Source organism: Pedobacter sp. KBS0701, assembly GCF_005938645.2.
In the GTDB taxonomy this organism is placed as follows: domain Bacteria; phylum Bacteroidota; class Bacteroidia; order Sphingobacteriales; family Sphingobacteriaceae; genus Pedobacter.
In genome coordinates this window covers 568,698-580,586 of record NZ_CP042171.1, presented here as the reverse complement: position 1 = coordinate 580,586, position 11,889 = coordinate 568,698, and the positions used below count along the sequence as shown (strand labels likewise).

Sequence of the window (11,889 nt, the reverse complement as noted above, 5' to 3'; positions counted from 1 at the left end):
TAAACTAAATAAGATAATATTGCTTTTTATAAACTCACGTTTAAGTTCAAATGTCCCCCAAGTCCAACTTTAATAATCCTCATTAAAGTCGAAAGTCTAATATCACTTGCATTATTTTCAATTCTTGAAATGTAGGTTTTTGTAGTACCACATTTTTCTGCAAGCTGCTCTTGCGTCAATCCCTTTTCTTTCCGAAGTTCCTGAAGCATGGCTCCTAGCTTAAAACGCTCAAACTCTTGTTCGTAGATTTCTCTTTCTTCAGTCCCACGTTTGCCGTATTCGCTGTCCAAATGATCAGCAAATAATGTCAATTTATTTTTTGTCTTTTCCATCGAAATATTTCTTTTTAAGTTTCTCAGCCAGTTCAATTTCATTTTTAGGTGTTTTTTGAGTTTTCTTTTGAAAACCATTTACCAGGATGATCAGTTTTCCCTTATCGAAGAAACTAAATACCCGAAAAATATCTGAACCAACTTCGACCCTAATTTCAAAAAGTCCTGTTGAACCTGTGATGTGCTTAAAATATTTTTCAGGAACTTTTTCAAGTGTAGCGATTAATTGTAAAGTCCAATTGAATTTCTTCTTTACGTTGGGCTTAAGCTACCCATAAAAATCCAAAATACTCTTCAAAGTAAAAAATGTCCCTGATAAATTCCTCGTTCATTAACCAGATTTAGGTCAACTCAAAGTTAGCTAATTAGATAACAAATTCAAAATATTTAGCTACATTAAAGAATGCGTTTACTGAGTAAACCTATTAACTAAATCTAGTGCGTAGCAAGTTGAGAATAACCTAACTTAAAGCGATTTACGCAGGTTCAAATAAAAAGGCACGGCTACCTTTTCAGTTTTTCCGTTAAGGATAAATTCAGCAGCTTGAGCGCCCAGTTCGCTAAAATCAGTTGAAATGGTGGTAATCCCATCCAAAATAATTCTTTTTAAAGGCGTTTCGTTATAAGAAATTACGCCAACATCCTTCCCGATTTTAAGTTTCTGGGCAATTAAGCGTTCAATCAGTGTTACCAGGTCATCTTCCATCAGGTTAATGTATACCTCCCCAGGATTAATTTCCTCGTCTTTAATGTTGTGGATTACCTTATGATCAAAAGCATATTGCTGGCAGAACCTGTAAAAGCCTGTGAGTATTTCGTGCGGGAAATAACTGTTTTTTGGAAAGATAATTTTCAAGGTTCGATAATGCGAAAGGCGGTCTAATGCCTGTTCTAAAGCTGCGTAAATATCCTGTGCAAAGTTTTCGTAGGCCGCAGCATAATCGCCGGTTACCCCAGGTAAAAGTTTATCAAGTATAACCAGTTTTTCTTTTGGGATGGTATTGATAATTTCGTGCGCATTTTCACCTCCTTCTAAAAAATGTGGAATAATTACAAAGTGCGAATAATCGCCGCGTTTGGCCACAATCATTTTTTTAAACAGGGCGAAATCGTTGTTGTAGATATAAAAATCGATTGCGGCACGTTCTCCTAAGGTTTTTGTGAAGGAATCGTAAATGATCTTTTTGTGCGTACTGAGTTTATTAAAAAGCAGACAAACCTTTAGTTTACGGGAAAAATCGGTATTGATGATAAAATAACCCTTTCCTGGTACAGAATCAACCACCCCCAGTTTGCGGAGGTTGCGGTAACCTTTTTCGGCGGTGTCTCTCGACATCTCCAGACTAAAACTCAACTCATTTATCGAAGGCAACAAACTATTTTTCAGAAGTTTACCACTTTCAATAGCCGCCAAAATAGCATTCGTTAACTGCTTGTATTTTGGCGTCGATGAATACTCGTCGACGTTAAGATACGGGATTAAATCTTCTGGTTTCAAATTGACTATATTGATGTAGGAAATTCTAATATACGGAAATCCCTAAAAATCTATGGTGCGTTGTATGGCAGAATAGTATTTTAACTGGATCATATCTGTTGGTGCAGGATTTTCGTTCCAGGCGTCATTTATTGCCAACGCCGTACCAATTGCCGTAGCTTGCGAAACTGAGGAAGCATAAACCTCTATATCTGGAATAGAAATAGCCAACAGATGCATATAAATTGCATTTTTACCGAAACCACCATCTACAAAAATCCTTTTCACACCTGCATTTAAAATTAACTTTAACGAATAAATCTGTTGTTTAATCAGGTCAAAAATCAATTGATGATAGGCTTCCTCCGCGGTTTGGAAGAGGCTCAGATCACGCGCTTGAAATGCAGAACTTGCCGAAAAACCTTGTTGTTCCTGTTGGTTTTCAGGGATTTTATTAGCCAGTTTCAAAATCATGGAGGGGTTAAACTTCAAATGTTTAAATAGATAGGCCGCGCGATTGAAATGTTCGGCGATCCGTTTAAGCTGTACCTCATGCTCATAACCTGCAAAAACACGCGAAGCCTTAACCGCCTTCCCTTTAAAGTGCATGTAACACAGACAATCCTGTTTAAGTTCTTCGGCTGTTAAAGCTTCCTGGTTAAAAGGATTTAAACTGATACACCAGGTTCCGGTTGAAATGAGCACAAATGGTGTGTTAAAATTAGCCAGGTAAGGAATCAGCGCTGCGGAGCTATCGTGAAGACCTACTCCAACCTGAATACTTTTACCTTCAAAATTGATTTTCAGGCTGGAATCGCCCGGAGTAAAGGTTCCAAACTTATCGTCGAGCTTTTCTGCCGATACCCAGTTATGGTACTGGTTTTTATTGAAATCCCAGAGTTGGGTATGACAACCAATGCTGGTAATATCTGCCACAGCCTTACCCGTAATCAGATAGCTTAAATATTGAGGCAGATGTAACGCCCACTTTACTTTTTTAAATATTTCGGGCTTTTCATTTTTCATGCGGTACACTTGCATCCCTGAATTTAAGCTGCCTAAAATTGGTGAGGCCGTTTCTAATGAAATCTTCTCCTCGCCACCGTACTTTGCATAAAAGGCATTTTTAAGCGCTTCAGGATACTCTTTTAAATAGTTATAAAGTGGTGTCAGGGGATCGCCGTTTTTATCAAGATAAACAAAACTAGCCCCATAAGTAGAAAAGTTTATGGCCTTAACATCGAACTCTTTTAACTGCAAAACCTGATGCAGGGAATCGTAAACGGATAAACGCAGGCTTTCGAGATTTTCGCACGGTTCGCCGTCCTCATCAACAGTTTCTACAAAACGTGCTGACCGCTCGTAAACAATACTATAGCTTTCGTCGATCAAGAACAGTTTTTTATTTGTTTTCCCAACATCAAATATGGCGATTACAGGTTTAGTCATTTTATTCTCTACTTACAAACCTGTGGCAACAGTATTTCCGCGGTGATTAACTAATTGATTTCTAACTTCTAAACCACGGTAAAGTACAATCGGTGATAAAGCTGCTCCAGCTCTTAATCTGGCTTCGGCTACTAAAGCCCTTAAATCGCTACGGAAAGTATGCTGCAAAATTTCCTGTGCTTTGGCTACGTCGTTGTTGTTCTGCGCTTCGTTTACTGCTTTTCTATCAACTAATAAGGCTTGTGCATAGGCAATCATAATGGCTTCCACTGACTGTAATAAATCCTCTAAAGGATCTTTCACATTGTGAGAAGCATCGATCATCCATCCTAAATCTTTTGTATGGTTCATGCCTTTTGCATCCATACCTTCTACCAGTTCGTTAAAGATCAGGAACAATTGATAAGGTTTAATACTTCCGGCAGTTAAATCATCATCGCCGTATTTAGAATCGTTGAAGTGGAAACCACCCAATTTCCCTTCCATTAACAATAAAGCCACAATTTGCTCAATGTTAGCATTTGGCAAATGATGACCTAAATCCACCAAGGTATAGGCTTTTTTACCCAGTTTACTGGCGTATAACAGTGATTGACCCCAATCGCCAACTGTTGTTGAATAAAAGTTAGGCTCGAAGGCTTTATACTCCACAAACATTTTCCAATCTTCCGGCAAGGATGAATAGATTTCCTGAAGGCTTTCTAAAGTATTTTCGAATGCTTTACGAAAATTAAGCTGACCAGGAAAACAAGAACCATCGGCAAGCCAAACAGTTAGCGCATCAGATCCCAATGCAATACCGTGTTTAATTACCTCAATATTATGTTCAATTGCCTGTTTGCGGATGTCTTTATTCACATTTTGAAGCGAACCGAATTTATAGCTATGTGCTGATCCTCTCTGATCCTGAAAGGTATTGGAGTTCATGGCATCGAACTTTAAACCATAGCCAGATGCTAAGGATTTTAACGCTTCTGCATTTTGAGGGATATCCCACGGAATGTGTAGCGAAATGGCGCCACTTGCACCATTAAGGGCATGAAGTAAGCCTACATCTTCAATTTTTTCTTCAATGTTACGTGGCTCACCACCGGTAATGGCAAAACGGCCAAAACGTGTTCCACCAGTACCCAATGCCCAGCTTGGAATGGCAATTTGAAAATCGACCAATTTTTGGATTACGCTTTCGAGATCAGCGTGTGACCAATCTTCTTTCAAAAAAGCAAGTTTGCGTTGATGTGAAGTTAAAAGGGAGTCGTTATGTTTTTCTATTTGGTTCTGATCGATATTCATGAGGATATTTGGTTTTATTGCTAATCGTTGTGGCGATACAATCGCCGTTCTCACTCATCCTCGTTTCAAACGAGGACGATTATAAAAATTAAAGTCATTTTCGGTCTGTGATTGAACACAGACCGATTGAACAACTTAAAAAACTGAATTTAAAATCTATCGCCATGATCTGTGTACCCGCAGACAACTGATCCAATTATTCGTTTCGTTCTGTGGGGACAAAGGCCGAAAATATATGCTTGTATTATCTTACAAATGCCATGGCTACTCCGCCATCAACATTTAAAACATTCCCGGTTGATTTGTGCAACAAGCCTCCCACAAAGGCGAAACAGGCATTGGCAATATCATCTGGTAATATAATCTGGTTTAACAAAGTACGTTTTGCGTAATAAGCGGGCAACTCTGCAACAGTAATGCCATAAGCTTTTGCACGGCCTTCGGCCCAACCGCCAGCCCAGATATTGCTATCGCTGATTACAGCATCAGGGTTAACCACATTTACACGGATATTATCTGCTCCGAGTTCAGCAGCATTTAATCTGCTCAAATGTAACTGTGCAGCTTTCGCACTGCCATAACCGGCATTATTTGGTCCGCTTACCAAAGCATTCTTACTTACAATATTAATGATATCTCCACCAATATCCTGCTTTTGCATCGTATTTGTTGCAGCCTGGGTAATAAAAAACTGGCCTTTTACCAAAACATCATATAACAAGTCCCAATCCTTTTCGGTATGGTCGGCAATGGTTTTAGAGATTGATAAACCTGCGTTGTTTACCACGATATCTACACCGCCAAAAGCCAGCGCTGCCGAATCAAAAGCGGCTTTAATATCTGCTTCACTGGTCACATTCAAAATTGCGGTACTATAAGAATCTTTACCATAAAGGCTCGCAAATTCTTTACCTGCTTCTTCCAAACGCTCAGCATTCATATCATTTAAGATCACCACACCACCTTCGGCAACAAACTTTTTAGCAATCGCCTTACCAATTCCACCGGCACTGCCTGTAATCAGGGCAATTTTACCTGTTAAAGGTTTTGGTTTTGGCATACGCTGTAATTTTGCCTCTTCCAACAACCAATATTCGATATTAAAAGCTTCCTGATGTGGTAATGAAGTATATTCAGAAACCGCTTCGGCGCCTTTCATTACATTAATAGCATTGATGTAGAATTCTGCAGCAACCCTCGCTGTTTGTTTATCTTTAGAGAAAGTAAACATACCGATGCCAGGGTACAAAATCACCACAGGGTTGGTATTGCGGATTGCGGGACTGTTTGGATGTTTACAAGCTTCATAATAAGCCGTGTACATCTCCCTATAAGCTTCGAAAGCAGGTTTTAATTGTTCTTTTAGTGCTTTAACATCTGATAAATCGGCATCGCTTGCTAATGATAAAACAAGCGGACTGATTTTAGTTCTTAAAAAATGATCGGGACAACTGGTTCCCATTGGCGCAAGGCGATCGAGATCGTTAGAATTGATAAATTCCAATACACGACTGTCATCAGTAAAATGACCGATCATCTGTTGTTTGGAAGAGCACAAACCACGTAAAACAGGCGCTAAAGCAGCCGCTTGTTTTTTACGCTGATCTGCTGCTGCACTTTCAATCTTTTGTCCACCAAAAACCGGACCTTTTTTACCATAATTTTGGCTCAGGTAGTCAGAGCAGATTTCGATTACTTCTAAAGTATTCAGGTAACTTTCGTAAGCGGTATCTCCCCAGGTAAATAAACCATGTGAGCCTAACATGATGCCCCGAATGCCCGGATTTTCATCTAAACACTGTTTTAGTTGTAGTCCCAGTTCGAAACCCGGTTTTTTCCATTCCACCCAGCCAATGGTTCCTCCGAATAATTCTTCCGTAATTTTTTTACCGTCTTTAGCCGCAGCGATGGCAATGGCCGCATCAGGGTGCAAGTGATCGATATGCGCAAATGGCAGGAAACCATGCAAAGGCGTATCAATTGAGGGTGCTTTAGAGCTTAAATCGAAAATACAGTGATTAAACAGTTCAACCATTTCATCCTCATGTTCTACTCCCCGATAAATATTTTTCAGACTTCGCAAACGATCAACATATAATGCTGCAAGACCACTTTTCTTTAAAGTACCTAAATCGCCACCTGAACCTTTTACCCACATTACTTCGGTTTTCAGACCGGTAAGCGGATCTTTTTCCAATACTTTACACGAGGTATTTCCCCCACCATAATTGGTTAAGCGTAAATCAGCCCCCAATAAATTAGAGCGATAAATTAAGAGGGCAACTTCATCTCCAGCCAGTTTTGCGGCTTCCTCTTCATCCCATAGATAGCTTACGTGCTTATAACTTTTCGTATTGATTGACATTCTTATATTCTATTTAAATTTTTATTTATTAACCTTTTATTGAATTACCATAACCAACAATGAGTACCGAAACAATGATGGTTAAAATACCCGCCAAAACAGTAAACAAGGTCTTTTTGGATACCCCTTTCCATTCTTTCAACACGAGTCCCCATACGTTGGCGATCAAAATGATAAAAGCCATGTGCAAGATCCACGAACTGGCACCGTTACCCATTTTGCTCTCGCCCATTCCATAGAAAAAGAACTGTAAAAACCAGGTGGTACCTGCCAGTGCAGAAAAAATATAGTTTTTTAACAGCGGCGTTTTTGAATTTGTATAGTCGCCAAATGTTTTGTTTCGGGCATTCAGCACCATACACCATATAAAATTGGTGGTTAAACCTCCCCAAAGTACAATTACATAAGTAACATTATTCTGAAACAAAAAATTACCGGTTTCAGCAGGATTTGCTGCTTTCCAGATGGTGTTTGCAGCCTCGGCCATTGGTTTTCCGGCTTCAATACCGAAATTGAAACAGGCACTTAAAACACCTGAAACAATGCCTACGAATAAACCAAGACCGAATTTATATTCGGTTTTCACCTCCATGCCATGCGGATCGGTAATACCAGATTTCATTTCCTTTTCTTTCATCATACCTGCTTTACCGCAGATAATAATTCCAACCACACACACCAAAAGCCCCAGTAATACCATACGTCCCCAATCGGTATGCAAAAACATAGTAAAAGTATCTTTACCTGCCTGCGGGAAAAAATCGAAGTAAATGGATGGAAGGATTGAACCTAGAACCATACAAAGACCTAAAATGATACTACTTCCTAATGATACACCCAGATAACGAACGCCTAGACCATAGGTTAAGCCTCCAATGCCCCAAAGCACGCCAAAAAAATAGGTCAACCATAAAATACTACCATTGGTACTGGTGATAATTGTTGTAAAATTAGGGATGGTTAAAAATGCAGCAAGTGGCGGAACGATTAGCCAGGAGAAGATTCCCCCAACGATCCAGTAACTTTCCCAGGCCCAGCCTTTAACTTTTTTGTACGGAATATAAAAACTTCCGGAGGCGAAACCACCGAAGAAATGAAAAATTACACCTAAAATTGCTTGCATGCTCTAATTTAATATTTGGTTGCCCTAAAATAGAATTTGCAGTAACTTTAACTGTTATGCACTGTTATGGATGAGAAATAATATGGTGGATGGAAGATGTATAATGGATGATGGAATTAGATAAGTCAGGAGAGGGGGTTGGATATTTGCGCGAAAAAAGTCGTCATCTTGAGCGGAGAGTAACATAGTCGAGAGATCTATCAAGACAGATCTCTCCATTTCACTGCGTTCCAGTTGAGATGACGGTTTTTATAAGGAAATCCTCCTCACAATATCTTCAATAACATCAGCAGATTTCAGGATTTTATAATGCCCCACATCTTCAAAAGATTTTGAACTGATGGCAGGATTTTTATCTAAAAAGTCTTTCAGAAATGGGAAAGGTGAAATATGATCGGCGGGATCATAAGCCAGAAAATGATCTAAATCCGGACTTAACTGATAAAGTTCAGTCAGGTTAAAGTGGCCAGCAGAAACGGGGAACTCTTTTGCAAAATTCGCGAAAAATATATCCTGATCTTTTGCTCCGATGCTTACTGAATCAAGGCTCTGTTCGAAGTTTTCTTTGAGCCGGATTAATGGAGCAATGCTGATGAGCAGATCGGGAGTTACTCCTAATTCTTGCAACGCAATTACATTGGCCATTCCGCCTAGCGAATGTCCAATTAATATATCTGGCTGTACGTAGTTTAATGCAATAGACTTTACCGAATCGGCATATAACATCAGGTTAGAAAATTCGGAGATTGAACTTCCGTTACCAGGCGCATCAAAAGCAATAATCTCCAGGTCTTCTATTTTCTGGAGTTCAATAATCAGCTCATAAAAATCTAAAGCTTTTGAGGCCCATCCATGCGTAAGCAACACTTTTCTTTTTCCATTTCCCCAGCTAAAACAGTTAAAGGTTACGTTGGCATTGGTAAAATAGGTATCAAAAACCTGAAGGCTAAATTGTTTTGAAGTGGCAATAAGCTGTTCCTGATGCAGGCGCAATGGCATTTTTGGGGAGTAAAAAATAAACTCACGCATTAAAGCTGCATCAGGATTTGCCTGCGTTAATTTCAGCTCGTTTGCAATTTGTTTTAGTCTTTTCAATTCGAGCTTATTTACGGGTTAAACCAAATGCGATTTTAAATCTGCAGGAGAATAATTGATCGATTTTAAAGTTTTATCGTCAGATTTCCTGAACACTAAAAACAATCCGTCAATTTCTTTATAATAAGATTCAGTTTGATCTTTATCTAAATAAAACTGAATCGTTTGTTCAGCTTCTTCTACTGTTTTACAGGCTTTACTCATGTTAGAGCGGTGAACCTCATCAAATAAAGTTTTAAATTTTCCACCTAGACCAAACTCGTGAATGGCTCCGGCCAACACATACTGCAGATCGCAAAGGGCGTCGGCCACTTCTATCAGATCATCATTTTCTACTGCTTCCTGTAATTCTTTTAATTCTTCAGCTAAAAGCGAAATACGCAGATTAGCTCTCTGTTTTGATGGAATAACCGGATTTTCAAGTATAGGATGTTTAAAGGTAGTGTGAAATTCCGCTACCTGGTTTAGCGAATTGGTTTCTTGCATGGTAATGTTTGATTTAATCTTTACGCAGCAAACTTAAAAAAATCAGGAGAAATATTGGGGAGAATTTATGCACACACTGTAAGGTTAATCGGTTAATTGTTGAAAATGGTTAATTGTAAGTAGAGTTGCTAACTGGATTGTTTAAATCTTGCATTGCTAAATTGTTAACTGCAAATTGCCAACTGAAAACTGTTGAGAATGGTTATTAGTTATTATCGAACTGGTTAAATGCCCCCATGGTAATTACAAAATTGTTATCTGCAAATGGCCAACTGAAAACTGCTGAGAATGGTTAATCCGTTAATTGTTGAAACTGGTTAATTGAAAGATGAACCCCAACAATTGAACAATCTAACAATATTTAATTCTTCCTTAATTAACCATTCTTTTTCCCCTCCCTCACCACTTTAAAAAACTCTTCTTTATACGTTTCGCCAATGGGGATGGCCTGATCGTTGATATAAACGGTATTCCCATCTATCATCTTGATTTTTTCGATAGAGATAATATACGATTTATGGATACGGTAAAAAGGTGGCTGAGGTAGTTCGATTTCCAGCTCACGCAATGCCTGATAGGTTACAATCCTTTGGGTAGCAGTATACACTGAAACATAATTTTTCAACCCCTCTATGTACAGGATATCTTCGTAATTAACCTTGATAAATTTGTTTTTGGTATCACCCTTGATGAAAATAAAATCGTTTCCTTGTGCGGTTTGTTGTATAACAACTTCCTGCCGAACAGGCGCCACTGGCATTAAAATCTGTCGCGCTTTCGTAGCCGCTTTATAAAAACGCTCATAGGAGATCGGTTTAAGCAAATAATCTACCACATCAAGATCAAAGCCTTCTAAAGCGTATTCAGAATAGGCCGTGGTTAAGATTACTTTACATTTACCTCCACAGATCTTCAAGAACTGGATCCCGGTTAATTCAGGCATCTGTATATCCAAAAAAACAAGGTCTACCTTACCTTCCTGCACCAGATTAAGGGCTTCAAAAGCATTTGTAGTGGTCCCAACCAATTCTAAAAAAGGGGTTTTATTGATAAAAACAGCAATAATATCTGAAGCATAAGATTCATCATCAACAGCAAGGCAACGGATCATGGTTAGGGTTTAGCGATTAGGGGTTGGCGATTAGCTTGAATTAACGTTATCATAGTTTTCAATGATACAAATTATACATTAGAGATTTAAGATCAAAGTACTTTTATAGGTATTGCCGTTATTAGAAATCAATAACTCATGTTTTTCGGGATAGATCAAATCTAACCTACGGTGAATATTTACCATACCTACACCGCTTGAGTGGTCCTTTTGTGCGTGACTGATCTTATTGCTTACTTCGAAACTTAATCGTTTGTTCTGCACTTTCAGCTTAATACGCACGGGCTGGGCTTCATCATTTACCACACCATGTTTAAAAGCATTTTCAACAAAAGGGATTAATATAAGCGAAGCTATTTTTTGATCAGCAATTCCGTCTGTTATAAAATCGACATAAAACTTTGGTTCAAAACGCATTTTAAAAAGCGCTACATAACTCTCTAAATACTCCACTTCCTTGCTTAAACTTACTTTACCATCCGGACTATCGTTCAATGTATAACGCATCAGATCTGATAAACGCAAAATGGCATTGGCCAGTTGATCGGAAACAGGAATAGCCAGGGAATAAACATAATTCAAGGTATTGTACAGAAAGTGCGGATTGATCTGCGATTTCAAAAATGAAAGTTCCGCTTTAACCACTTCTTCCTTCAGTTTTCGGTTAACCTGTTCTGACTTGAAGCTCTGTTCGATACCATAAACTGCAGCCGGTGTAACAATAAAACCAATGCTCCAATAAATATTATCCGAAATGTAATCCCAGGCAGCTATACCATCGTTATAGTTGTGAAAACCAAGCCATTTTAAATAAAGTACTTCTTCTATTAAATACCTAAGTGCAATAAATACCCCAATGGTAAACAAAATCCCTCCGATTAACTGAGGTACTTTATTTTTTTTCAAAAATCTTGGATATACCCATAAGTAACAGATGTAGAACTCTATCAATTGAATAAAATTCATAGAGATACTTAAAGCAGCCTTGCTAAAAGTTGTACCATCAATTAAATAGCCACCATAAAAATAGCCCAATACAAGTAACCAGCAAAGTATGTGAATGGAAATGATTTTTATTGTTTTCATGGCCTAAAACTATACAAAGCTTTTTTAACCGCCTATTTTCTTATTCCAAACATCCAAATAATTATCCTAACC

At 38.5% G+C, this 11,889-nt stretch carries 11 protein-coding genes; all 11 read right to left on the bottom strand.

What is annotated here, in order from left to right; translation table 11 throughout:
• Window positions 1-26 precede the first annotated feature (26 nt).
• Window positions 27-374, bottom strand: a complete 348-nt coding sequence (locus FFJ24_RS02165; RefSeq protein WP_246862724.1) for a helix-turn-helix domain-containing protein — start codon at window positions 372-374, stop codon at window positions 27-29.
• On the bottom strand, window positions 313-555 hold the full coding sequence (locus tag FFJ24_RS02160; RefSeq protein ID WP_138820844.1) for a type II toxin-antitoxin system RelE/ParE family toxin: 243 nt from the start codon (window positions 553-555) through the stop codon (window positions 313-315). Before FFJ24_RS02160 ends, FFJ24_RS02165 begins: the two co-directional genes overlap by 62 nt.
• A gap of 243 nt (window positions 556-798) precedes the next feature.
• On the bottom strand, window positions 799-1,830 hold the full coding sequence (locus tag FFJ24_RS02155) for a GntR family transcriptional regulator (protein ID WP_138820591.1): 1,032 nt from the start codon (window positions 1,828-1,830) through the stop codon (window positions 799-801).
• Between the two features lie 42 nt (window positions 1,831-1,872).
• Complete coding sequence (locus FFJ24_RS02150; RefSeq protein ID WP_138820590.1) at window positions 1,873-3,258, bottom strand: FGGY-family carbohydrate kinase; 1,386 nt, start codon at window positions 3,256-3,258, stop codon at window positions 1,873-1,875.
• 12 nt (window positions 3,259-3,270) lie between these two features.
• On the bottom strand, window positions 3,271-4,551 hold the full coding sequence (locus tag FFJ24_RS02145; protein WP_138820589.1) for a sugar isomerase: 1,281 nt from the start codon (window positions 4,549-4,551) through the stop codon (window positions 3,271-3,273).
• A gap of 244 nt (window positions 4,552-4,795) precedes the next feature.
• Window positions 4,796-6,916, bottom strand: coding sequence for a bifunctional aldolase/short-chain dehydrogenase (locus tag FFJ24_RS02140; protein WP_138820588.1), 2,121 nt, complete (start codon window positions 6,914-6,916; stop codon window positions 4,796-4,798).
• Between the two features lie 28 nt (window positions 6,917-6,944).
• Window positions 6,945-8,039, bottom strand: coding sequence for an L-rhamnose/proton symporter RhaT (gene rhaT / locus FFJ24_RS02135; protein ID WP_138820587.1), 1,095 nt, complete (start codon window positions 8,037-8,039; stop codon window positions 6,945-6,947).
• A 249-nt stretch (window positions 8,040-8,288) separates the two neighbouring features.
• Window positions 8,289-9,134, bottom strand: coding sequence for an alpha/beta fold hydrolase (locus FFJ24_RS02130; RefSeq protein WP_138820586.1), 846 nt, complete (start codon window positions 9,132-9,134; stop codon window positions 8,289-8,291).
• An 18-nt stretch (window positions 9,135-9,152) separates the two neighbouring features.
• Complete coding sequence (locus tag FFJ24_RS02125) at window positions 9,153-9,620, bottom strand: nucleoside triphosphate pyrophosphohydrolase family protein (protein ID WP_138820585.1); 468 nt, start codon at window positions 9,618-9,620, stop codon at window positions 9,153-9,155.
• Window positions 9,621-9,996: 376 nt separating this feature from the next.
• Window positions 9,997-10,731, bottom strand: coding sequence for a LytTR family DNA-binding domain-containing protein (locus FFJ24_RS02120; RefSeq protein WP_138820584.1), 735 nt, complete (start codon window positions 10,729-10,731; stop codon window positions 9,997-9,999).
• A gap of 78 nt (window positions 10,732-10,809) precedes the next feature.
• A complete protein-coding gene (locus tag FFJ24_RS02115) occupies window positions 10,810-11,817 on the bottom strand; it encodes a sensor histidine kinase (RefSeq protein WP_138820583.1) in 1,008 nt (335 codons plus the stop codon).
• Between the last annotated feature and the right edge of the window lie 72 nt (window positions 11,818-11,889).